Consider the following 23,089-nt stretch of genomic DNA (forward strand, 5'->3'; position numbering starts at 1 on the left):
TCAGTGGGAGTGAGTCAGGGGCCTGCGGCGGGAAGCACGGATGACCACGAGGCCCGCCATGCCAAGTATCAGGCCGGTGAATTTCACCAGCGCCAGAATGGTGGCGGTCAGGCTCAGGGAGTCTGAAGGCGGATTGAAGTTATTAAGCAGAACAATGTTTTCCGCTACATCGCTGATGCCTGCGATGACAAAAAGGGCGCGCACCCAGCGGGCGACCATCCGTTCCCGGATACCCGGTCTGTCCCGGGTGAAGTGGCGGGTTAATTGAAGCAGCGCGGCCAGATAGACCACGATGAACACAAAGTCGAGCCACAGTGATAGCCGTGCCATGGCGAGATTGCCGTCACGCCAGCTGCGCAGAATGGCGTGAGTCTGCTCGGCGGTACCGGCCAGCTGTAAACTGACAATCCCCTGAGGCGCGGCGGACGTATGCAGTGGCTGGTTCAACGCCACCAGAACCAGCCACAGTGCCAGTGCAGCCACCAGGGAAACCTTCATGGGCAGCTTCATCGGGCGCATGGGAATAAGCGGTGGGCGCTGGGCTGAGTCCATCAGAGAAAGTGCTCCAGCAGGCTGTTCAGGTATCTTTGCCCCTTTGCCGTCGCCTGCAGACGGTCGGGGACGATCAGGTTTTCATTTCGTAACTGCTCAAGTTTTACCGCAATGGACGACAGTGGTAAACCTGTATGCTCACCGTACAGTCTTTCGTCGGTGCCGCTTTTTAGTCTCAACGCATTCATCATGAATTCCAGGGGCCGGTCTTCCGGCTCTATGGCTTCACTGCCAGCGGTGCGGGAGCCGATCCGGTTGAGATATGCGTCGGGCTGCCTGGTCTTCCAGTATCGCAGGATGCGTCCGTCGGCAAGGCTCACCTTGCCATGGCCGCCTGCCCCAAGGGCCAGATAATCCCCGAAGGTCCAGTAATTCAGGTTATGCCGGCTCTGAGCGCCCGGCAGGCTCCAGGCGGAGACTTCATAATCGTCCATCCCCGCCTGGCGCAGCAGATCTCCCCCGAGCTGGTAAATCTCCCAGAGCCGGTCATCGTCCGGCAGGGCGGGTGGTCGGGAGAAAAACTCGGTGTTGGGCTCGATGGTGAGCTGATACCAGGACAGGTGCCGGGGCTGGTAGCTCAACGCTGCCTGTAAATCATCCAGAGCCTGACTCGGTGTCTGGTCGGGCAGGCCATGCATCAAGTCGACATTGAAGTTATCAAAACCGGCCTTGCGGGCGGCTTCAATGGCGCTGTGGGCCGAAGCTCTGTCGTGAATCCGGCCCAGGGTTTTCAGTTGCGCCGGATCAAAGCTTTGAACACCGATGGACAGCCGATTGATGCCAGCCTCCCGGAAGCTCTCGAATCGACCAGTCTCCAGCGTGCCGGGATTGGCCTCCAGGGTGATTTCGGCCTCGGGGCTGAATGTTAGCCGTTCCCGGAGCCGCTCGAACAGGCGGTGGTAGAACGCGCCGCTCATCAGGGACGGGGTTCCGCCACCGATGAACACGGTTTCAATGGGGCGTTCCCGTACCAGGCCCAGATCCTGATCCAGGTCTTCCAGAAGGGCGTTCAGGTAGGCGTGTTCGGGAATCTCTCCCTTGACAGCGTGGGAGTTGAAGTCGCAGTACGGGCATTTGCGCACGCACCAGGGCACGTGAATGTACAGACTCAAGGGCGGGCAGACCGCCACGGGCAGGGTGGCGGTCACAGTATTAAAGCTCCGCCCTGAGTTGATCCAGAAGGCTGGCCAGAGCCCGTCCCCGATGGCTGATCCTGCCTTTCTGCTCCCGTGTCAGCTCGGCAGCGCTGCATCCATGCTCCGGTACCAGAAAGACCGGGTCGTAACCGAAGCCGCCTTGCCCGCGCGGCTCGGCAAGAATGCGGCCTGGCCAGCGACCATGGCAGATGATCGGCGTGGGATCGTCAGCATGGCGGAGATAAACCAGAACGCAGTGAAACTGAGCGCTGCGCTCTGCTTCAGGCGTGTCTTTCAACGCTGCCAGCAACGCCTCGACATTATCATTGTCGGTTGCCTCTTCGCCGGCAAAGCGGGCGGAGCGAACGCCCGGGCGGCCGTCCAGGGCATCCACGGCCAGGCCACTGTCGTCGGCCAGCGCAGGCAGGCCAGTGACTCTCGCTGCATGGCGGGCTTTGATAATGGCATTCTCAACGAAGGTAACGGCCGGTTCTTCGGCCTCTGATACCCCAAGCTCACCCTGGGCGACCGGCTGCAAGCCAAGTGGCGCGAGCAGATCAGTCAGTTCGGCGATCTTGCCCTTGTTGTTGCTGGCGATGACGAGTTTGCGGGCCATGGTATCAGTCGTTGAACAGGGTATGGGAAAAACGGATCGGAAGATCTTCCTGGTGGCCGCTGGGGCGCGCCGTGACGTTGAACGTCATCAGATCTCCGGATTGATACTGGTACTGGGCAATGAAGTACACGGCATCACCTTCCTGAATGCGGCGGAACGCCAGAAAGTTCACCTGCTGGATATCGTTGGAGACCTGGCCTTCCACCTGCCCACTGACGGGCTGGATCTGGCCGTGCTCGTCTTCGGTCATGATCGAGATGTTAACGATGCCGATGCCCCGGCTGCGTTGCAGATTGTTGGCCTGTGCCACTTCCGGCGCCAGGAAGGTGCTGGGGAGCACGCTCCAGTGCACCTGATATTCTCCGAAATCCTTTTGCCCGGCCTGGCTGGTGATCGATACCAGCATGAGCCCGAACGCCAGAAACAGTGTCTTGCTTGCAGTCAGAAGGTTCATCATGTGCTCTCCCGTGTGATGCGGTATATGGCGATTTCCCCCAACAGATTGGGCCAGAGCCGCGCCAGCCAGCTGTTCTGATGCTGCCCGTCCACTACCCGGCGGCTTTTGATCTTGATGCCTTTCTGCCGGCACAGCGCTTCAAAATCCTTGAAAGTGCAAAGGCGGATATTGGGGGTGTTATACCATTTATACGGCAGTGCATCGGATTCGGGCATTCGGCCGCTCAGCGCCAGGCCCCAGCGCAGTCGCCAGTGGGCAAAGTTGGGGAAGGTGACGATACCTTCGCGACCCACCCTCAGCATTTCATCAATGACCTTGTCCGGGCGGCGTACCGCCTGCAGGGCCTGGGTCATCAGGACAATATCGAACATGCCATCATCGAAGTTGTCGAGGCCCTGGGTATCCAGGTTCTGCTCGATCACCCGTACGCCGCGGCCCATACAGGTGGTGATGTGGTCCGGGTTGATCTCAAGGCCAAATCCGGTGGCATTGCGCTCCCGTTGCAGGAAATCCAGCAGGGTGCCGTCGCCGCAACCCAGGTCCAGAATGTGGTGGCCCGGGCGCACCCACTGTTGAATAATCTCAAGATCTGCTCTCATGCGCCGACCTCCCGTGCTACCCGGTCCATATACGCAGTAAAGATGTCGGTGTATCTGGGGGTCGGGATCAGGAAGGCATCATGGCCCCAGGGTGCATCAATTTCGGCATAGCTTACGCGCTTTCTGGCGGAAATCATGGCATTGACCATTTCCTCGGAGCGCGCTGGCGAGAATCGCCAGTCGGTGCTGAAGGACAGTACCAGGTATTCACATTGTGCCGGTGCCAGGGCCTTGGACAGATCGCCGCCGAAGTCGTAGGCGGGGTCAAAGTAGTCCAGTGCCCGGGTCATCAACAGATAGGTGTTGGCGTCGAAGGTTTCGGAAAAGCGCTCGCCCTGGTAACGCAGGTAGCTTTCCACCTGGAACTCGGCGTCGAAACCGAACTTGTAGGCTTCCTCACGCAGTTCACGGCCGAATTTTTCCCCCATGGAGGCGTCTGAAAGATAGGTGATGTGGCCAACCATCCGGGCCAGCATCAGGCCGCGCTTCGGCACCAGATTCTCGTCGTAATAGCGGCCTTCGAAAAATTCCCGGTCCGAAGTGATGGCTTGCCGTGCGACTTCGTTGAAGGCGATGTTCTGTGCGGTCAGGCGTGGAGTCGAGGCGATGACCACGGAATGCCGTAGCCGGTCCGGGTAGTCCAGGCTCCACTGCAGGGCCTGCATGCCTCCGAGGGAGCCGCCAACCACAGCGGCCCATTGCTGAATGCCCAGATGATCCGCCAGTCGGGCCTGGCTGGCGACCCAGTCAGCCACGGTAACGACCGGGAAATCCGGACCATAGGGTTTGCCGGTTTCCGGGTTGTTGGAGTTGGGGCCGGTGCTGCCGTGGCAGCCACCGAGATTGTTCAGGCTGACCACGAAAAACCGGTTGGTATCAATGGGCTTGCCGGGGCCGATACAGCTGTCCCACCAGCCCGGCTTGCGGTCATCCAGCGAGTGGTAGCCAGCGGCATGGTGATGGCCGCTGAGTGCGTGGCAGATCAGTACCGCATTGCTGGCATCGGCGTTGAGTTTGCCATAGGTTTCCACCACCAGATCGTAGCTTTCCAGCGTCTGGCCGCAGGCCAGCTCCAACGGCTTGTCGAAGTGGATGGTCTTCGGGCTTACAAGGCCCACGGAATCCGAGGGCAGGGAATCAGGCATGGGTGTGATGAGTTCCTGGTTCGGTCCACTGGTGTCTGGCCACAGGCCTTGGCTGGCACCGGAACTGGCGCCAGCACTGCAGTTTAAAGGCGGGGGGAGGTTGCTGCAACCGGCGTTTAGGGTGCCTGTCTGGCGAGTCGCACCAAAGTAGTGCGGCTCGCCAGTGCCTGGTTACATGGCGCCGGAAATATTGACGACTTTTTGCTGGATCATCGTGGGTGCCGGCTTGCGAATCTGGCGCATCATGGCGTCGGCCAGTTCCAGCTGCTTGCGCAGGTCTGCCGTGGCATGATCCAGACGCTGGCGTTCGGCCCGGCTGTCCCGATCGGTGCGAACCATGTCGCGCAGGCGGCGGATCTGGTGCTCAAGCAGCTGTTTCTGTTCCATGGAGAACTGCATGATTGGCAGCAGGGCTTCGTGTGGCCAGCGCTCTACATCTTTTCGCACCCGGCCATGCAGCGTGCGGGCCTCGCTCACCATCACATTGAAGAAGCGGCTGACCACCGTTGACTGTTCCGACAGCAGATTCTTCGGGTTATTGCGGAAACGCCGGGCTTTCTTGCGCAATTCACGAATGGCAATCACATGCCGGCCGGCCCGTAGCGGAATGGGCTCCAGGTGCCGGGCGCGGGTGTCTTCGTTGTATCTGCGATAGATGGCGCCTACCATTTTCTCCGCGAGCCGCCCTTCGCTCAGCAGGTTAGTGAGGTCGCTCTCCAGGAGTTCGAAAAAGTGTTCCATGGCCCGGTTCATGCCGGCCGTGGTCCAGCTTTTCGACATCATTTTCCGTACCTGGCTGGCGTGCTGCTCAAAGCGATCTTCGCTGACCAGCTTGGTGAGCATGTCACCCTGGGATTCCATCAGCCGACGCGATGAACGCAGAGTGATCAGCTTCTTGTAGTAGAAGTCATAATCCTTCTGGGCCCGTTCCGCGAGCCGGGACAGCGCGGCCTTGTCGAGGGTGGCGCCGGCGCAGGCCTGGCGTTCTTCTTCCAGGGCATCCAGGCGGTACTGCATGGCCGCCTGGCTGTTCTGTAGCATTCCCAGCAAGTCGTTGATCAGGTTCTGGGTAATCAGCTGCTCCTTATGCATCAGGATGCGCTGAATGATCAGCTGCTCCAGCTTACCGATGTTGGAGCGGTCGAACAGGTTGTTGTCTTTGCGAACCCGTGCCAGCAATCCCTGTTTTGCAGAGAGAGGAATAACGTCCTGCTGGCGGATGCCCAGATGGTCCGCGGTGTAGTTGCGAACACGGTCAATGGATTCTTGGGTGTGCTTCTCGCCCTGAAGGTCGTCCCATAGAACGTCGATCTTGTTGAGAACTGCAAACCGGCCGGCCCGGTGGTCGGCGTGCTCGGTATCGATATGCTCTTTCCAGATAGTCATGTCACTGGCTGTGACGCCAGTATCCGCGCTGAGCACAAAGATAACGGCATGGGCCCGGGGCAGCATGCTGATGGTCAGTTCGGGTTCTGAGCCAAGGGCGTTCAGGCCCGGAGTATCAAGAATGCGCAGGCCGCGCTCGAACAGGGGGTGGCGAATGCTGATCTGGGCATTACGCCAGGCCGGTACCAGCACATTGCCGGGATTATTGCGATCGTGTTCCAGCATGGCCTCGTCGAAGCCCAGCTGCCGGGCCTCTTCCGGGCTCACGCTCTTGATCCGGGCAACTTCTGCCAGCACTTCGCGCATGACGTCCGGATTGCGCTCGTCGAGCTCATGCCGAATCCACTGTTCCGGTTTCTTGCGCAGCTGCTGCAGAGACAGATCGCCCGTGCGGGTTTCGATCGGGAGCAAAAGCAGATAGTTCTGGTTGGCGCTGCGATCAAAAAACAGCTCGGTCGGACACATGGTGGTGCGCCCGGCCTGGGATGGCAGCATGCGCTGGCCGTATTCCGAGAAAAACAGGGCGTTGATCAGCTCCGTCTTGCCACGGGAGTATTCACCAACAAAAGCAATGGTCAGCTCATCCTCAATGAGCAGCTCCAGTCCGTGACGAATACGGGTGCTGACGTCTTCTGAAAACAGGTTGTTATCCTGCAGCCACAGCCGATAGCGGCCAATCTGCCGGATCAGTTCCTTTTTCCAGTTGTGATACGCCTCAACCTGCTGCGACAGAGTTCCCTGCGGGTTCATCGGATAATCCTTCTGCGCGACTTCCGGGTATGTCCTGGGTGAGTCAGTGATGGTGAACACGTGTCGCCAATCGCTCGCCCAGATTAAATGCGTTTAATAATAACCTGTTTTGTTAATGTTTGAGGGTGCGCGAGTCGGCATTTCCGGGAAAGGGCCTGAGTTTGCTATCAAAAAGGCCAGCAATTCAGTGGGTTGAATTGCTGGCCATGGATAGTAACAAATCAGTGTATTGTGTAACGAAATGTATATTCGAGACGCGTGTTACATTCCGAGCCCGATTGAGCCCAGCCCGGCCGCCACTTTCATGTGATCAATGACCACGGTAATCACGTTCAGAATCAGGAACACGATGATTGGCGAAAGATCCAGACCGCCCATGGAGGGCATGATATTACGCACGGGTCGCATCACCGGTTCGGTGATCTGAGCCACCAGTTGAATGGCAGGGTGGCCACTCTGGGGGGCGATCCAGCTGACCACCACCACGGCAATGACCGACCAGAAGTAGATCTTCACGATCAGACTGAGCACGTTCAGTACGGCCCAAACCAGCAGAGTAACCGGATTGATGGCGGGAATGCCGCCGTTCAGTGCGACCAGAATGAGGAAGAAGGTAATGGCCTGGATTAAAACCGCCAATACCAGGGATGCGCCGTCAATGCCGCCCCAGCCCGGAATGAAACGCCGCAGGGGACGCAGCGGCGGGTTGGTGGCCTTGACTACAAATTGTGAAATGGGATTGTAGAAATCCGCCCGCGCCAGCTGCAACAGAAACCGCAGCAAAACGATGGTCATATAGAAAGTGGACGCAATCAGCAGGATCGTAATAACAATATCTGCCAGCATGAAGCTGAGTCTCCGTTATCGGTTACTGTTTATCGGCCAGTTCTCTGGACATCTCGCGTGAGCGCTCGAAGGCAGCGCTGTAGGCTTTTTTCACCAGATCGCGCAGGCCGCCTTCCTCGAAGGTGTTGATGGCGCGTTCAGTTGTGCCGCCAGGGGACATCACGTTGCGTTTGAGCTGGCCGGGGTCATCCTCGCTGCGCGCGGCCATCTCGGCGGCCCCGGCCATGGTCTGAATGGCGAGGGCGCGAGCCGTTTCGGACTCAATGCCGGCTTCGGTTGCGGCGGACTCAAGTGCTTCCAGCATCAGGAAGAAATAAGCGGGGCCGCTGCCGGAAAGGGCGGTGACACTGTGCAGAAGGTTTTCGTCGTCAACCCACAGTGCCGAGCCGATGCTCTCGAACACTTTCTGTACCGCCTTTCTCTGATCGTCTTTCACCTGGCTGTTGGCGAACAGACCGGCGGCACCTTTGCCCACCAGAGACGGAGTGTTGGGCATCACTCGAACCAGTGGCAGCCCGCCACCAAGCCAGGTATCCAGTGTGCCGGCCGTCAGCCCGGCCGCAATGGAAACCATCAGCGGGCGGGTGTTCTGAACTACCGGGGCAATGTCCCGGCAGACGTCGCCCATCACCTGGGGTTTGACCGCGAGCACCACAATGTCCGCCTGTTGGGCGCAATAGCGGTTGTCGGTTGTGACGCTGACGCCGAAACGTTTGCGAATTGACTGAAGATGGCCGTCATCCGGGGCGCTCACCCAGATGTCGCCGGCCTGAAATCCGCTATCCAGCATACCGCCGATGATGGCGCTGGCCATGTTGCCGGCGCCGATGAAAGAGATGGTGGGTGATCTGCTCAAGGTTCACTCCCGGTCTTGATCGTTTGAATCGTTGGTTCGGATGATAGCAGGAACCGCAGCGTTCAGCTCTGGCTGTGTTTGGCCGGGCGGGCGCCGAACAGGGCCGTACCGACACGAACCCAGGTGGCACCTTCGGCAATAGCCATTTCCAGATCATCTGACATGCCCATGGAAAGGGTGTCCAGCGGGCCGGCTTCAGGATGCCCCTGCCGCAGCTTTGTCAGGGTGGAGGCCAGCTGCCGGAAGCTCAGCCGCAGCTCGGCCTCGGGTTGGTCCGGGTCCGGAATTGCCATTAATCCCCGCAGGCGCAGATTGGGCAGTTCGCCAATGGCTTCGAGCAGCTCATCGAGATCGTCCAGCGTGCAGCCGGACTTGCTGTCCTCATTGTTGATGTTCACCTGCAGACAGATGTTGAGCGGCGGCAGGGTCTCTGGCCGTTGTTCGCTGAGCCTGCGAGCGATCTTCAGTCGATCCACACTGTGAACCCAGGCAAAGGCTTCGGCAATCTGGCGGGTTTTGTTGGACTGGATCGGGCCAATGAAATGCCACTCTATACCCTCTATGCCGGAGAGCGCCTGCATTTTGTCCAGGGCTTCCTGCAGGTAGTTCTCGCCAAACGCGACCTGGCCGGCCTCAAAAGCGGCCTTCAGATCCTCCGCCGGGCGGGTCTTGCTCACCGCCAGAAGGCGCACGCTGCCGGGCTCCCGGCCAGCCTGCAATGTTGCTTTTTGTATGCGTCGGGTTACGCTCCCGATGTTGTCTGCTATGCTGCTCATAATGTGAGTTTGCCGCTTCTGGACTAAAAGAAAAAGCCCTCCGAGGAATCCTATGGATATTACTGAACTGCTTGCCTTTTCGGCCAAACAGGGTGCGTCGGATTTGCACCTGTCTGCCGGTTTGCCCCCAATGATTCGTGTCGACGGCGATGTGCGCCGGATCAACCTGCCCCCCATGGAGCACAAAGAAGTGCACGGGTTGATCTACGACATCATGAACGACAAGCAGCGTAAGGACTACGAAGAGTTCCTGGAAACCGACTTCTCGTTCGAAGTCCCCGGCGTGGCCCGCTTCCGGGTTAACGCCTTCAACCAGAATCGTGGTGCTGGCGCGGTATTCCGTACCATCCCCTCGAAAGTTCTGACCATGGAAGATCTGGGCATGGGCCAGGTTTTCAAGGACATTTCTTCCGTGCCTCGTGGTCTGGTGTTGGTGACCGGGCCCACCGGTTCCGGTAAGTCCACCACCCTGGCGGCGATGATGGATTACATCAACGATACCCGCTACGAGCACATCCTCACCATTGAGGACCCGATCGAATTCGTGCACGAATCCAAGAAGTGTCTGGTGAACCAGCGGGAAGTGCACCGGGATACCCTGGGTTTTAACGAGGCGCTGCGTTCGGCCCTGCGGGAAGACCCCGACATCATTCTGGTGGGTGAGCTCCGGGATCTGGAAACCATTCGTCTGGCGCTGACCGCCGCGGAAACCGGCCACCTGGTCTTCGGCACCCTGCACACCACCTCCGCCGCCAAAACCATCGACCGCGTAGTGGATGTATTCCCGGCGGAGGAGAAGTCCATGGTTCGCTCCATGCTGTCGGAATCACTGCAGGCGGTTATCTCCCAGACCCTGATGAAGAAAATGGGCGGCGGCCGTATTGCCGCCCACGAAATCATGATCGGCACCGCCGCCATCCGGAACCTGATCCGGGAAGACAAGATTGCCCAGATGTACTCGGCCATCCAGACCGGTGGTTCCCTGGGTATGCAGACGCTGGACCAGTGCCTGGAGCGCTTGTTGCAGAAAGGTCTGATCTCCCGCGAGGCTGCGCGGGCCAAGGCGAAGATGCCTGATAACTTCTGATAATGAAAACTGGGTAGAAAAATGGAATTCGAGAAACTGTTACGGCTGATGGTAGAAAAGGGTGGTTCAGACCTGTTTATCACGGCAGGGGTGCCCCCCAGCATGAAGGTGAACGGTAAGGTGTTGCCCGTTACCAAGAATGCCCTGACGCCAGAACAGACGCGGGAATTTGTCTACGGCGCCATGAACGACAAGCAGCGCGCCGAGTTCGAAGAAACCCACGAATGCAACTTTGCCATCAGTGCCCGGGGCATTGGCCGCTTCCGGGTGTCGGCATTCTTCCAGCGCAACCTGTGCGGCATGGTGCTTCGCCGGATTGAGGTGAAAATCCCCCAGATTGACGATCTGTCGCTGCCGGAGATCATCAAGGATCTGGCCATGACCAAGCGTGGCCTGATCATGTTTGTGGGTGCAACCGGTACCGGTAAGTCCACCTCGCTGGCGGCCATGCTTGGCCATCGCAACCGCAACAGTCGCGGCCATATCATCTCCATCGAAGACCCGATCGAATTCGTGCATCAGCACCAGGGTTGTATCGTGACCCAGCGGGAAGTGGGTATTGATACCGAAAGCTTCGAGGTGGCTCTGAAGAACACTTTGCGGCAGGCTCCGGATGTCATTCTGATTGGTGAGGTGCGGACACGCCAGACCATGGAATACTCGGTTCAGTTCGCCGAAACCGGCCACCTGTGTCTGGCCACCCTGCACGCCAACAACGCTAACCAGGCGCTGGACCGGATTATCCAGTTCTTTCCGCCGGAGCAGCACAACCAGATCTGGATGGATCTGTCTCTGAACCTGAAGGCCATCGTCGCCCAGCAACTGGTTCCCACGCCGGACGGTAAGGGGCGCAAGGCGGTTATCGAGGTATTGATCAACACCCCGCTGGTGGCAGACCTGATCCGCAAGGGCGAAGTGCACAAACTCAAAGAGTTGATGGCAAAATCGAACGAGTCTGGCATGCAGACCTTCGATCAGGCGTTGTACAAGCTGTATGCCGAGGGTTCCATCACTTACGAAGATGCCCTTGCCCACGCCGATTCCGCTAACGATCTGCGCCTGATGATCAAACTGGGTGCCGACGCCCAGGGTGCAGACAAGCTCTCTTCCTCCGTCGACAAACTCACCATTCAGGACGACTGACGTCCTCGTCTTCCGCCCCCGTTCACCGGGGGCGGCATCTAATACCAAAGTTGTAATTGGTTAGCGGCGCGAACCAGTAGCTTTGGCATTTGAGGCAGTTGCCATGTGCTGCGTATACTCCGCGCGATTCTAAAAAAGGAGACACCATGCACAAAAATACCAACGCACTCGTAAAAGCAATCCGTTTGGCAACGCTGGCAGCCGTAGCGGCTCCAGCCAGTGTCCTGGCCGGCGGTTTTTCCCTGAACGAGCAGAGCGCCAGCCAGATGGGCGTGGCCAATGCCGGCGCTGCCGCCAACCCTGAGAACGCCACCACGGTTCTGTTCAACCCGGCCGGTATGAGCCAGCTTTCCGGCACCAATATTTCGTTTGGTGCGGCGGTGTTGGATATTGATGCTGAGGCAAAGCGCGCTGAAGCGCGTCGCAATGTCCCCGGTGTTGAGGTTATGGCCGACGGCGAGCTCGGCGGCGATATTGCGGATCCTGCTGTCCTTCCAAACTTTTACATGACCCATGAGGTTAACGACAGCATCGACGTGGGCTTTGGTATTCATGCTCCTTATGGCCTGGCGGCAGACTATGAGGATGATTTCGTCGGACGGTTTTTTGCTGACAAGACCGAGCTGACGGCGATTGCTTTCACTCCGTCGCTCTCGGTGAACAACGGCAAAGGCCTTTCAATGGGCATTGGCCTCAACGTTATTTATGCCGAAGGACGTCTGACTCGTTCTCAGGACCTCGCCGGGCAAGTGTATCCGCAAGCTCTGCAAGCGGCGCTGGGTCAGGGCCTACCGATGGCTCAGGCTGACCAGTTCGCCCGCCAGACCGTGGCAGGGATGGACGATCCATATGCGGACATTGAAGGGGACGATATTGGTGTTACCTTCCGTGTGGGTTTTCTCTACGAACTCGATGACAGAACACAGTTTGGTTTGAGTGCCCAGACAGGCACAGAGCTCGAACTCAAAGGCGACGCGGAAATCAGCGGTGTGCCGGTTCCCGGGCAGCCCGGTGTGACGACAACGCTGAGCGAAAAGGTAGAGGTACCGCTGGCGATTCCGGAGGCCATTACGGTTGGTGCTCGCCATCGTCTGACCGATGACATTACGCTGCTGGCTGGTGCCACTTATGCACGGTGGAGTCGCTTCGAGGAGCTTGACATCGTCAGCCGTGAATCCGGTGGTGCGGTAACCAATGCACCCCAGGAAGGAGCGATCCTCAGCCACATCACCGAAGAGTGGAAGAATACCTGGCAGTTCAATGTGGGTGGCATCTGGCAGGCAACCCCGGAATGGGCGCTGAAAGCTGGCTATGCCTGGGATGAGTCTCCGGTGGATGATTACCTGACCGCCAGGATTCCATCCAGTGATCGTCACTGGTTGACCCTGGGTGCGCAGTGGAAGGATGTCCAGAGCGGATGGACTGTGGATGTTGCAGTAGGTACCTTGCTGTTCACGGACGATCCTTCGTTCACCGAGCGCAACTACCAGCACGCAAACCCGGATCAGGTCGCGAATCTGCCGGGAACCAATATCGAAGACCCGAGCTATTACAAGGCCAAGTATGAACTCAGCGCCTGGAGCGCCGCATTCGAAGTCAGCAAAGCCTTCTGATTATCGAATAGCCCTCTGAGGCTGATTCCTTCCGGAATCAGCCCACCACCTGGCCCCGGTAGATCACCTTTTTCTGCCGGGGGCAGTCAGTTCCCGACATTTCCTCCGTAGCTTTTTTGGCACCTTTTTCCGCTATGGGTTGTCCGCGGTACATCCGTGGCGCAATTTCCTCTTCGATATTGGCGGTATTCAGCTCCGGTACTCTCTGTTTAAGCGCTTCCCAGGTATGAACCAGATGCTTTGAACGGGTTTTACGGGCGTACTCGGCCAGGTGTTGCTCCAGGCCATCTTCGTTAAGGTGCAGTTTTACGCCGAATTCAGACTGGATAAGCCGGCGGCACTGATGCACGAGTTTCAGAAGACTGGGGTCGAACAGCCAGTTGCGTTCGCTGGTTGCGGAATTCATCGCTTGGACCTCGCATTGGTGTCACTGCATGGGGCGAAGGGCCCCGAGACATCGGAGGACAATGCAGAATTCGTGCCTCAGTGCCGATGGCCGTCTTTGCTGGTGTCTGCGAGGGTGTGGGCGGAGAGTCTGCCCTGTTCCTGTGCCCGGAAGCGGGATGTTGTTCAGAAACAGGGCGTTATCCGAAGTTGCGGGGCTTTTAGTGAGCCTGGTCCCAGTTGTCACCCACACCGGCTTCCACCAGCAGTGGCACATCCAGGCTGGCGGCGGCGGACATGCGCTTGACCAGGCCTTCTTTGACTTTCTCGACGGCTTCTTCGCGAACTTCGATGATCAGTTCGTCGTGTACCTGCATGGTCATGCATGCATCGTCGGCGTGCTCGCTGCGCAGCCAGTTGTCTACCTCAATCATGGCCCGCTTGATGATGTCGGCGGCCGTGCCTTGCATGGGCGCGTTGATGGCGGTGCGCTCGGCGGCCTGCTGCAGCTGCTTGTTACGTGCGTTGATCTCCGGCAGGTACAGGCGGCGGCCGTAGAGCGTTTCCACGTAGCCGTCGTCATGGGCCTGTTTGCGGATGTTGTCCATGTATTTGAGTACGCCGGGGTAACGCTCGAAATACCGGTCGATGTATTCCTGGGCGGTTTTTCGGTCCACTTCCAGCTGGCGCGAAAGTCCGAACGCCGACATGCCGTAGATCAGCCCGAAGTTGATCGCCTTGGCGCTCCGACGCTGGTCGCCGGTTACCTCATCCACTGTCACGCCGAAGACTTCGGCTGCGGTGGCCTTGTGAATGTCTTCGCCGTGTTCGAACGCGGTCAGTAGACCTCTATCGCCAGACAGGTGAGCCATGATGCGAAGCTCAATCTGGGAGTAGTCAGCGGCCAGCAACTTGTAGCCTTTCGGGGCAATAAATGCCTGGCGTATGCGTCGGCCTTCCTGGGTCCGAATCGGAATGTTCTGCAGGTTGGGTTCCGATGAAGACAAGCGTCCTGTCGCTGTCACCGCCTGATGATAGGAAGTGTGCACTCGCCCGGTGCGGTGGTGGATAAGCTCGGGCAGGGTGTCAGTATAAGTGGACTTCAGCTTGCTCAGGCTGCGGTGCTCGACAATCAGCCGGGGCAGTTCGTGCTCGTGGGCCAGCTCCTGCAGAACCGGCTCGGCCGTCGATGGCGCGCCCTTTGGTGTCTTCTTGATGACCCGCAGGCCAAGTTTGTCGTAAAGGATGGCCTGCAATTGTTTGGTGGAGCCCAGGTTGAAAGCTTCGCCGGCAACCTCGTGGGCTTCCTTCTCCAGTTCAGCCATGCGCTCTGCAAGTTCCTGGCTGTGCTGGCGTAGCGTGCTGGCACTGATCAGGGTGCCCCGCTGTTCCATCCGGGACAGCACCGGCACCAGCGGCAGGTCGATTTCCCGGTAGACGGATTCCAGCTTGCCGGTGTCTTTCAGCCTCGGGGCGAGAGTCTGGTGCAGGCGCAGGGTGATGTCAGCGTCTTCGGCGGCATAGGGCCCCGCGCTTTCCAGATCGATTTGGTTGAACGTCAGTTGCTTGGCGCCTTTGCCCGCAATCGATTCGTAGGTGATGGTTTCTTCATCAAGATAGGTTCGGGCCAGGCTGTCCATGTCGTGGCGGGTGCCGACCGAATTCAGTACGTAGGACTCCACCATGGTGTCCTCGGCGATGCCCTCCAGCTGTATATCATGGTTGGCCAGCACGTTTTTGTCGTACTTGAGGTTCTGCCCGACCTTTTTGTGTTTCGGGTCTTCAAGCAACGGCTTCAGCTGTTCCAGCACAGAGTCGCGGTCCAGTTGCTCCGGCGCGCCCATATAATCATGGCCCAGTGGCACGTAAGCGGCCTTTCCCGGCTCAACAGCAAACGAAACGCCGACAATTTCGGCATCCATGTAGCGGAGGCTGGTGGTTTCGGTGTCGAAGGCGAACAGATCGGAATCTTTGAGTTTCTTCAGCCACTGGTCCAGGTCCGCCTGCTCGGTAATGACCTGATACTGCTTTTCCACCGAAGGTTTCGGCTGTGGTTGGCTGCTCTGGGAGCCTTCGTCTGATGAGGAGCCGTTTTCCAGTTCCGCGATCCAGGTGCGGAATTCGTACTCTTTGAAGAGCTCCAACAGACTGGCGTCGTCCTGCTGGCGTTCCTGAAGATCCTCCAGCCCGAATTCGAGTTCCACATCGGTCCGGATGGTGGCCAGCTCCCGGCTCAGGGGCAGGGTGTCGGTTGCTTCCCTCAGGTATTCGCCGATTTTGCCTTTGATCTCGTCGGAATGCTCAATGAGGTTGTCGAGGTTGTCGTAGCTCTGTAGCCATTTGACGGCGGTTTTCGGGCCGCATTTGTTTACACCGGGAATGTTGTCGACTTTGTCACCCACCAGGGCGAGGTAATCGATGATCTGCTCCGGGGTAACACCAAACTTTTCAACGACCCCGTCCCGGTCCATGGCGGTTTCGGTCATGGTGTTGATGAGGGTAACGTGGTCGCTGACCAGTTGAGCCATGTCTTTATCGCCGGTAGACACGACCACATCGATGCCCTTGCTGGTGGCTTCATGGGCCAGGGTGCCGATGACATCGTCGGCCTCGACGCCGGGCACGATCAACAGTGGTAAGCCCATCGCCCTGACAATCTCGTGAATGGGTTCAATTTGTACCGCCAGATCATCCGGCATGGGGGGGCGATTGGCTTTGTATTCCTCATACATGTCGTGCCGGAAAGTCTTACCCTTGGCATCAAATACCACCACGGTTTTTGAGCCCGGAAAGTCCTGTTCAATCCGCCGCAACATGCTGATTACGCCTTTGATGGCGCCAGTCGGGTGATTCTTGCTGGTAGTCAGTGGCGGCAGGGCATGGTAGGCACGGAACAGGTAAGACGATCCGTCCACCAGAACCACGGGAGGGTTGGTTTGTTCAGTCATATCAAAACAGGTCCGGATTCTGATTGAAGCGTGGATTAGCTTGTGCAACTCTAGCCAGAAAGATGAACCAAAGGGTACCACGAAAATGAAACGATTCGCCTGTTCCGCCCTGCTGTGGGGCTGCTTCTCCGCGCCGTTGCTGGCCCAGGATGAAGGGGCTCTGGATGCCACCCCGGTGGTTACCCCTCAGGAACCTGTGGTTATTTCCGATTACCAGCCGCCGGAGGGTGGTGCGGAGATTGTTATTCGCCCCGGCGAGAAAGAAGTGTTTTATGAGTATCGGGTGAATGGCCAGCTGATGGAGATCAAAGTGGTGCCTGAAATTGGCCCGGAATACTACCTGGTGCCGGCCGACGGCGGTGGCTGGGTTCAGGATACCGAGTCCGACCTGCTTGTGCCCAGCTGGGTGATCTTCCGCTGGTAACCCGTCCTTCCGGTCAGATCAGGTTGACCTCAACCGGATCTGATCGCCTGCTTTCCAGGCCATCCACATCAATGGTTGTGATCGAGAACTCGTAGGCGCCGGGCTCCATCTCCGACAGGGTGTATCGGTTTTTGCTGCCATCGTTCAGCGGAATGACGCTGAAGCTCTCCTGATGTTTCAGTCGGTAATAGATGCGGTAACCGGCAATCTGACCAGGCGTCAGTGCTGAGCCGTCTTCACGGGTGAGCGGTGGATTCCAGACCAGGGTTTTCGGGATGTCGGCGCCAGGTGGCTGTGGCGTTTCCTGGTCGTCCGGCTGGCTTTGGCCGAGCGTGGCAAGCAGGTCGCCCTGCGCCTGTTTGAGGCGGCTGTCTGCCACCTCCGAAGCGCGTTTCGAATCCAGTTTACTGGCTCGCGTGTCTTCCTGGCAGCCGGCCAGAACTATGGCAAACAGGCAAAGGAGTGTGGCCGCGGTTCGTGACAGCGGACTGGGATAAAGCGTTCTCTTCATAACTACTCGCATACGGGGCGCTGCAGGTGCGCCTTCTGGTATTCGTTCGTATGGAGCCTGAATACAACCGGGAGACGGGCTTCGTTAAAACAGTGTGCGATTATGCCAGCGAGTATTCTGTGATCAAGTGAATAATCGGTAAAAACCCCTATCTGTGTTTAGTATGAACATTCTAATTTTTAGCCGTACTTTGATAGGTGAAAGTTACCAAAGGCTCTGCAAAACGCGGTGCCGAAACGACTCGGAAAACAGGGAGAACCACCATGGGTAAACTGAAATCCTACCAGGAACAGCTGCAAGACATCGTTGAGAAAGGCATCAACGCGGCTGAAGAGCAGCAGAAGAAGCTGGCGTCCAAGCCGTTTGATTATGCAGAAAAGCTGGAAGCGGAAGCGCGTGAGTACAGCGTAAAGACCCTGCGCAAGCGTTACAACGGCTACTCCGAGAACCTGTTCGAGCAGCTGCGTTCGCTGAACTCCCGCTTTGGCAATTTCGCCGCTGAGCTGGTTGCGAAGCTGGAAAAAGAAGCTGCCGAAGGTGCGGACGCCGTTTCTGAAGCAGCCGACGATGTTTCAGAAGCCGCTCAGGATGCCAAGAAGTCCGTAACGGCCAAGAAGCCGGCTGCGCGCAAGACCACTGCCCGCAAGCCTGCGGCCAAGAAAACCACTGCCGCCACTGCGTGATTCGGCGAGTTGGTGAGTCATACGCAAAGGGCGCTCGGTTGAGCGCCCTTTGTCATTAGTGGAGCTTAGTTTTCTTCCGGCTCCAGGGGGAGTGTTCGTGTCTCCCCGGTGATTTCTTCCAGGCGCTTGATGTCTTCTTCGTAAGCCCTTTTCATTTTGCCGATATCCTGCCGCTGAGCGGAAATCTCCCGCTCGATATCACGAATCTGGGCTTCGAGCCTGCGGATTTTTTCCAGCGTCGTTTCCGGGATGTCCCGGCCGGCGCGCTCCATATCCGCCGCGCGGCTCTGCTCGCTGTCGAGCTGGCTGGAAATTACTGAAATGTTCCCGCGCTTCAGCTGGATAATGCCTTCCAGTTCGCGGATCTTGCGATGCATGGCGCGCACAGCCTGATCCGGATGGCTGAAGCGTTTCAGGAGCAGACGATCCTGCTCCTGCTGGATTTCCAGTTGCTTCTGGCGCTCTTTCTCGGCTTCCCGGGCGGCGATTTCTTCTGCGGTGGGGGCGGGGGCAACGGTTTCGACCACCCGGCCGTTGTTGCTCAGGATATCGTAACCACGTTTGGTCGCTTCCTGGGGAATGGTGTTGCTGATAACCAGCCGTCCGTTTTCATCCGTGTAACGGTACATGGTTGCCTGGGCGCCGGCCGCAAACAGCAGTCCGAAAGCCGCAACGCCGGCAACAACAGGAGAAACGGTCAGATGGTGACGCATTCATCAGACTCCGTAGCGGTCCCGGTAGCTGGCCACGTTCTCCGCATGGCCGGCAAATTCCGGATTGGCCTTCAGGTAGTCCAGTACCTGTTCAAGACGAATGATGCTGACAACGGGGATGCCGAACTCTTTCTCGACTTCCTGGATGGCGGACAGTTCACCGTTGCCCTTTTCCTGTCGGTCCAGGGCAATCAGCACGCCGGCCGGTTCGGCTCCGGCGGCCCGGATGATGTCGATAGATTCCCGGATGGCCGTGCCTGCGGTAATCACGTCGTCAACAATCAGTACCTTACCTTGTAGTGGGGCGCCAACAATATTGCCACCCTCACCATGATCTTTCTTTTCTTTGCGGTTAAAGGCAAAAGGTTTGCTGTTACCGTCTGTTGCAAGTGCCATGGCAGTTACCGTGGCCAACGGAATGCCCTTATAGGCAGGCCCGAAAATGATGTCATAATCCAGCCCGCTGCGTGCTATCGCAGCGGCATAGGCCTTGCTTAACTCAAGCAGGTCGTTTCCGGTGTTGAACAGTCCGGCATTGAAGAAGTAGGGGCTGGTGCGCCCGGATTTGAGTGTGAATTCTCCAAAACGCAGCACATTCCGCTGGATGGCAAACTCAATGAATTTTTGCTGATAGTCATGCATGGCAAGGCTTCTGGCGGGGTTTGATCTTTAATTAAAGCGTAAAAACGGTATCATACACACAAACCGAATCAGGGAACACGTATGCGGGTAGTAACAATCAGCGTCAATGGTCTTGAGCAGGCTGTTGAAAAGGGTTTTTTTGACTGGCTTGCCGAACAGGACGCTGATGTGGTCTGTGTGCAGGACCACCGCATGCGCGCCTACGAAATTGAAGACAGGAACCTGATTCCGGAAGGCTACGAGGCCTATTTCATTGATGGTGAACTGAACGAGCACGGTGGTGTCGGCATCTACACCCGTCATTTCCCGAAAGCCATTATGTATGGCTTTGCCAATGAGCAGGCAGACCGGGAAGGCCGCTTTATCCAGGCCGACTTCGACAAGGTTTCCGTTGCCTGCGTGCTCGCGCCCTGTGCCCTCGGCCGCGAGGAAGAACTGATCGGTGAAGACGACCTTACGGTTCTGGATCACAAAGACGAGTTCATGGAAGCCTTTGGCATCCATATGCAGAAAACCCTGCGCAAACGTCGTCAGTTTATTCTATGCGCGAATCTGCAGACCGCTCACCATGTAACCGACGCCAGCCCGCTTTATCACAAGACCGATTTCTCCGGTTTCCTGCCCCATGAGCGTGCGTGGCTGGATCGTTTGTTTGATGAGATGGGCTGTATTGATGCGTTCCGCGAGATCAACAAGCAGAGCAATCAATTTACGTGGTGGCCGGAGCAGACTGAGGGTTCCCGTAAGAAAGCGGGTATCCGGGTGGATTATCACCTGCTGACGCCGGGTATTCGAAAGACCATTCGCGATGGCTGGATTGATGACGAGACCCGGTTCTCTGATCATGCCCCGGTGATCATGGATTACGATATCGAAATCGGCTTCTGAGCTTTGGGATAGTCGGTCGCGTGTCCGGAGGGGGAAGCCTTTCCGGAACACGCTACAAGCACATCCCTGTGCGCTCGACTCCGGCCATCCCTGGCCGGAGACGGTCCCGGAAAGGCTTCCCCCTCCGAACCCGCTAGCTTTCAGTAGGCCGTCAGGCCTATGCGCTCAAAGCTTCTTTCTGCAGTTCAAACAACTGATCAATCGCTTTCCTTGCCAGCGCCAGCATGGCGTCCAGTTCTGCCTGCTCGAACGGCGCACCTTCCGCAGTTCCCTGGATTTCAATGAAGCCGCCCTGATCGGTCATGATCACGTTCATGTCAGTTTCAGCTTCGGAGTCTTCCGGGTAGTCCAGATCGGCTACCGGGGTGCCCCTGTAGACACCGACAGATACCGCCGCCACCATCTGTTTGAGAGGTGATTTCTTCAGGCGTTTCTCTTTTACCAGGTGATTCAGCGCGTCTACCAGGGCCACGCAGCCACCGGTGATCGCAGCAGTGCGGGTGCCGCCGTCGGCCTGGATCACGTCACAGTCGATGGTGATGGTGTGTTCGCCCAGCGCTTCGAGGTCCACTGCGGCGCGCAGGCTGCGGCCGATCAGGCGCTGGATTTCCACGGTGCGGCCACCCTGTTTTCCACGGGCAGCTTCGCGGCCCATGCGGCTGCCGGTGGAGCGGGGCAGCATGCCGTACTCGGCGGTGATCCAGCCTTTGCCTTCGCCGCGAAGGAACGGTGGAACCTTGTTCTCGACAGAGGCAGTACAGATCACCTTGGTGTCGCCGAATTCCACCAGTACCGAGCCTTCGGCGTGGCGCGTATAGTTCCGGGTGATGCGGACGTCTCTGGGTTGCTCAGGCGTTCTGCCGCTTGGTCGCATAGTGTGTCCTGTTTCTGAATATGAATGTCCGGCTATTGCCGGTCGGGCGTTTTGAAAGGGCATCGAGTATAGCACGTAGCAAGGGGCAGGCGGGGGAGGCCGCGTGCCCCTTTGGTCGGGTTCGCCGCTCCAGGCGTTTGCCTGTTAAACTCGACGTTCTTTTGACGAACACTGGAGCCACTATGATCCGGAGCATGACTGCTTTTGCCCGCAAGGACACCCAGGGTGACTGGGGTACTCTCACCTGTGAGATCCGTACCGTGAATCACCGCTATCTGGAGCCTTCATTCCGGCTGCCGGAGGCTTTCCGTGAGCTTGAGAACCGGTTTCGGGAGGAATTGCGCAAGCAGGGCTTGAAGCGAGGCAAGGTCGATGTCTCCATGCGCCTGCAGTCGGCCGAGAGTGATGTCCAGGGCTTTGAAATCAGTGATGAGATGGCCCGGGCTGTGAACGAGGCGGCCAATCATATCAACCGTATGCTGGATAACCCGGCCCACATCAATGCGCTCGATATTCTGCGCTGGCCGGGGGTGATGTCTCTGCCCGAAAAAGACTACAGCGCGGCGAAGGAGGCAGCGGCAGATCTGTTTGCCGATACCGTGGCTGAGTTGACGAGTGTGCGCGAACGGGAAGGCGAGCGCTTGAGGCCGTTGTTCGAGGATCGTCTGGCCACCATGGGTCAGCTGGTGGCGGAGGTGCGTGAGAAAATGCCGCAACTGCTGGCCGCCCAGGAGCGGAATCTGAAAGACCGGTTCGAGAAGGCGAAAGTGGAGCTGGATCCGGAGCGTGTGGCCCAGGAAATGGTCATGCTGGCCCAGAAAAGTGATGTGGCGGAGGAGCTGGACCGGCTGGATGCCCACATCAGTGAGGTTACCGACACCTTGAAGAACGACGATGCTATCGGCCGGCGCCTGGATTTTCTGATGCAGGAGCTGAACCGCGAAGCCAACACCCTCAGCAGCAAAAGCATCGATGCGGCGGTTACCCGTATTGCGGTGGATCTCAAGGTGTTGATCGAGCAGATGCGGGAACAGGTGCAGAATCTGGAGTGAGGTATAAGCCGGGGTGGTTGGTGCCTCCCCGGCGTTCGTGCGGTTTACTCCGCCGGCTTGATGGCGAGCAGGTCGGTCCGCAAATGCGTCAGCACCTTTTCGGCCGTGTTGCCGATGACACGGGCGGCCAGGCCGGTTTTACCGGTGGTGCCGACGACGACCATGTCGGCCTTGATCCGGTTGGCAACACTGGGAATGATCTTTTGAGCAGGGCCAGATTCGATGTGGACCTGTTCCGGCATCAGGTGCCAGGTGTTGCACAGGTGTTCAATCTGCGGTTTCAGGGCCGCTTCCCGTTTTCTGGCGTGGGCCAGAGGGTCGATGATGTCCAGGTCGGCCAGAACCACCGAGGTATGAAGTGCGTGCACCAGGTGCAGCTCTGTTTCCAGAGCCTTCGCCAGATGCCAGGCGCGATCAATGATGCGATTGTTCAGGGCTTTCTTCACGGGTTTGTCGGAGCTCAGGTCCACCGCCGCCAGGATTGGCCGAGCCTTGTTCCATTTGTTCTCCGCCACCAGCATCACCGGTGACGGGCACTCGCGAATCAGGTGCCAGTCGGTTGGGGTATACAGGAAGGTTTCTGAGCGATGGCCCGTCTTTACCACGACACCAACGTTCTCTTTCTGGCACTGGGCAATTACCCACAGGTGAATGTGCTTTTCCCAGACCGTTCGGGCATGGATCTTCAGATCATTGCAATCGGCCAGCGCCAGCATCTGTTCCAGCCATTTCTGGCGATGTTCCATGAGCGCCTGTCGGGCCCGTTGTTGTACCTCCGGATCGCCCGGCAGTGCATCCAGATATTCATGCACAAACGCCACGACCTCCACCGCTGCGCCCGTTGCCCGGGCCAGTGCCACGCCACGGGCGAGGGCGGTTTGGTCTTTATGGTGGTGATCCATGATGATCAGGAGTTTTTCCATGGCGGTATCCGTTTACTGTGGGTGTTTGCGGTCATACTAACAGCTGAACCCGGGCCGGGATGCGGAGATAAGTCAAACCCCGTAT

Annotated in this window: 24 protein-coding genes; 7 read left to right on the forward strand and 17 right to left on the reverse strand. The window is 58.1% G+C overall.

Annotated features, from left to right (window positions below):
* The 10 genes from JIF53_RS14725 to JIF53_RS14770 form a co-directional block, all read right to left on the reverse strand.
* Positions 1-552, reverse strand: coding sequence for a hypothetical protein (locus tag JIF53_RS14725; RefSeq protein WP_011784072.1), 552 nt, complete (start codon positions 550-552; stop codon positions 1-3).
* The gene (gene hemW / locus JIF53_RS14730) at positions 552-1,700 is read right to left on the reverse strand and encodes a radical SAM family heme chaperone HemW (protein WP_011784073.1); all 1,149 of its coding nucleotides are present in this window, start codon (positions 1,698-1,700) and stop codon (positions 552-554) included. Before hemW ends, JIF53_RS14725 begins: the two co-directional genes overlap by 1 nt.
* A gap of 4 nt (positions 1,701-1,704) precedes the next feature.
* Positions 1,705-2,304 (reverse strand): RdgB/HAM1 family non-canonical purine NTP pyrophosphatase, encoded by a 600-nt coding sequence (rdgB, locus tag JIF53_RS14735; protein ID WP_011784074.1) that lies wholly within the window; start codon positions 2,302-2,304, stop codon positions 1,705-1,707.
* 4 nt (positions 2,305-2,308) lie between these two features.
* Positions 2,309-2,761, reverse strand: coding sequence for a DUF4426 domain-containing protein (locus JIF53_RS14740; protein ID WP_011784075.1), 453 nt, complete (start codon positions 2,759-2,761; stop codon positions 2,309-2,311).
* On the reverse strand, positions 2,758-3,360 hold the full coding sequence (metW, locus tag JIF53_RS14745; RefSeq protein ID WP_011784076.1) for a methionine biosynthesis protein MetW: 603 nt from the start codon (positions 3,358-3,360) through the stop codon (positions 2,758-2,760). The genes JIF53_RS14740 and metW overlap by 4 nt, the downstream gene beginning before the upstream one ends.
* Positions 3,357-4,505, reverse strand: a complete 1,149-nt coding sequence (gene metX, locus JIF53_RS14750) for a homoserine O-succinyltransferase MetX (RefSeq protein ID WP_121208266.1) — start codon at positions 4,503-4,505, stop codon at positions 3,357-3,359. Before metX ends, metW begins: the two co-directional genes overlap by 4 nt.
* 171 nt (positions 4,506-4,676) lie before the next feature.
* Complete coding sequence (locus JIF53_RS14755) at positions 4,677-6,641, reverse strand: dynamin family protein (RefSeq protein WP_199453066.1); 1,965 nt, start codon at positions 6,639-6,641, stop codon at positions 4,677-4,679.
* Positions 6,642-6,902: 261 nt separating this feature from the next.
* Complete coding sequence (locus JIF53_RS14760) at positions 6,903-7,487, reverse strand: YggT family protein (RefSeq protein WP_011784079.1); 585 nt, start codon at positions 7,485-7,487, stop codon at positions 6,903-6,905.
* A 22-nt stretch (positions 7,488-7,509) separates the two neighbouring features.
* Complete coding sequence (gene proC, locus JIF53_RS14765) at positions 7,510-8,343, reverse strand: pyrroline-5-carboxylate reductase (protein WP_023008365.1); 834 nt, start codon at positions 8,341-8,343, stop codon at positions 7,510-7,512.
* A 62-nt stretch (positions 8,344-8,405) separates the two neighbouring features.
* On the reverse strand, positions 8,406-9,119 hold the full coding sequence (locus JIF53_RS14770; RefSeq protein WP_199453068.1) for a YggS family pyridoxal phosphate-dependent enzyme: 714 nt from the start codon (positions 9,117-9,119) through the stop codon (positions 8,406-8,408).
* A 52-nt stretch (positions 9,120-9,171) separates the two neighbouring features.
* Between JIF53_RS14770 and JIF53_RS14775 the strand changes: the two genes are divergently transcribed.
* The 3 genes from JIF53_RS14775 (at position 9,172) to JIF53_RS14785 (ending at position 12,962) form a co-directional block, all read left to right on the forward strand.
* Complete coding sequence (locus JIF53_RS14775; protein WP_011784082.1) at positions 9,172-10,206, forward strand: type IV pilus twitching motility protein PilT; 1,035 nt, start codon at positions 9,172-9,174, stop codon at positions 10,204-10,206.
* Positions 10,207-10,227: 21 nt separating this feature from the next.
* Positions 10,228-11,349: a PilT/PilU family type 4a pilus ATPase gene (locus tag JIF53_RS14780; protein ID WP_011784083.1), complete on the forward strand. Its 1,122-nt coding sequence runs from the start codon at positions 10,228-10,230 to the stop codon at positions 11,347-11,349.
* Between the two features lie 146 nt (positions 11,350-11,495).
* A complete protein-coding gene (locus JIF53_RS14785) occupies positions 11,496-12,962 on the forward strand; it encodes an OmpP1/FadL family transporter (RefSeq protein ID WP_181861288.1) in 1,467 nt (488 codons plus the stop codon).
* A gap of 37 nt (positions 12,963-12,999) precedes the next feature.
* Here the strand turns inward: JIF53_RS14785 and JIF53_RS14790 are convergent, their stop codons facing one another.
* Both JIF53_RS14790 and polA read right to left on the reverse strand, forming a co-directional pair.
* Positions 13,000-13,368: a hypothetical protein gene (locus JIF53_RS14790; RefSeq protein WP_199453070.1), complete on the reverse strand. Its 369-nt coding sequence runs from the start codon at positions 13,366-13,368 to the stop codon at positions 13,000-13,002.
* Positions 13,369-13,567: 199 nt separating this feature from the next.
* Positions 13,568-16,294: a DNA polymerase I gene (polA, locus tag JIF53_RS14795; protein ID WP_199453072.1), complete on the reverse strand. Its 2,727-nt coding sequence runs from the start codon at positions 16,292-16,294 to the stop codon at positions 13,568-13,570.
* An 85-nt stretch (positions 16,295-16,379) separates the two neighbouring features.
* Between polA and JIF53_RS14800 the strand changes: the two genes are divergently transcribed.
* Entirely contained in the window at positions 16,380-16,718 is a 339-nt protein-coding gene (locus tag JIF53_RS14800; protein ID WP_011784087.1) for a DUF2782 domain-containing protein, read from the forward strand.
* A gap of 13 nt (positions 16,719-16,731) precedes the next feature.
* On the opposite strand, the gene JIF53_RS14805 is transcribed toward JIF53_RS14800, so the two are convergent.
* Positions 16,732-17,229: a fibronectin type III domain-containing protein gene (locus JIF53_RS14805; RefSeq protein WP_023008362.1), complete on the reverse strand. Its 498-nt coding sequence runs from the start codon at positions 17,227-17,229 to the stop codon at positions 16,732-16,734.
* Positions 17,230-17,492: 263 nt separating this feature from the next.
* Between JIF53_RS14805 and JIF53_RS14810 the strand changes: the two genes are divergently transcribed.
* Positions 17,493-17,912, forward strand: coding sequence for a hypothetical protein (locus JIF53_RS14810; RefSeq protein WP_011784089.1), 420 nt, complete (start codon positions 17,493-17,495; stop codon positions 17,910-17,912).
* A 65-nt stretch (positions 17,913-17,977) separates the two neighbouring features.
* Here the strand turns inward: JIF53_RS14810 and JIF53_RS14815 are convergent, their stop codons facing one another.
* Complete coding sequence (locus JIF53_RS14815; RefSeq protein ID WP_199453074.1) at positions 17,978-18,625, reverse strand: DUF4124 domain-containing protein; 648 nt, start codon at positions 18,623-18,625, stop codon at positions 17,978-17,980.
* 3 nt (positions 18,626-18,628) lie between these two features.
* The gene (gene pyrE / locus JIF53_RS14820) at positions 18,629-19,267 is read right to left on the reverse strand and encodes an orotate phosphoribosyltransferase (RefSeq protein ID WP_183580136.1); all 639 of its coding nucleotides are present in this window, start codon (positions 19,265-19,267) and stop codon (positions 18,629-18,631) included.
* An 81-nt stretch (positions 19,268-19,348) separates the two neighbouring features.
* On the opposite strand from pyrE, the gene JIF53_RS14825 reads away from it, so the two are divergent.
* Positions 19,349-20,155 carry an exodeoxyribonuclease III gene (locus JIF53_RS14825; RefSeq protein ID WP_183580139.1) on the forward strand — a complete coding sequence of 269 codons (807 nt, stop codon included), beginning with the start codon at positions 19,349-19,351 and terminating at the stop codon, positions 20,153-20,155.
* A 157-nt stretch (positions 20,156-20,312) separates the two neighbouring features.
* Here JIF53_RS14825 and rph read toward each other — a convergent pair whose 3' ends face one another.
* Positions 20,313-21,029, reverse strand: coding sequence for a ribonuclease PH (rph, locus tag JIF53_RS14830; protein WP_011784093.1), 717 nt, complete (start codon positions 21,027-21,029; stop codon positions 20,313-20,315).
* Positions 21,030-21,211: 182 nt separating this feature from the next.
* Between rph and JIF53_RS14835 the strand changes: the two genes are divergently transcribed.
* Complete coding sequence (locus tag JIF53_RS14835; protein ID WP_199453076.1) at positions 21,212-22,081, forward strand: YicC/YloC family endoribonuclease; 870 nt, start codon at positions 21,212-21,214, stop codon at positions 22,079-22,081.
* 44 nt (positions 22,082-22,125) lie between these two features.
* Here JIF53_RS14835 and JIF53_RS14840 read toward each other — a convergent pair whose 3' ends face one another.
* Positions 22,126-23,004: a universal stress protein gene (locus JIF53_RS14840; protein WP_199453078.1), complete on the reverse strand. Its 879-nt coding sequence runs from the start codon at positions 23,002-23,004 to the stop codon at positions 22,126-22,128.
* Positions 23,005-23,089 lie beyond the last annotated feature (85 nt).

This window comes from Marinobacter sp. bablab_jr008 (genome assembly GCF_016464145.1).
In the GTDB taxonomy this organism is placed as follows: domain Bacteria; phylum Pseudomonadota; class Gammaproteobacteria; order Pseudomonadales; family Oleiphilaceae; genus Marinobacter; species Marinobacter nauticus.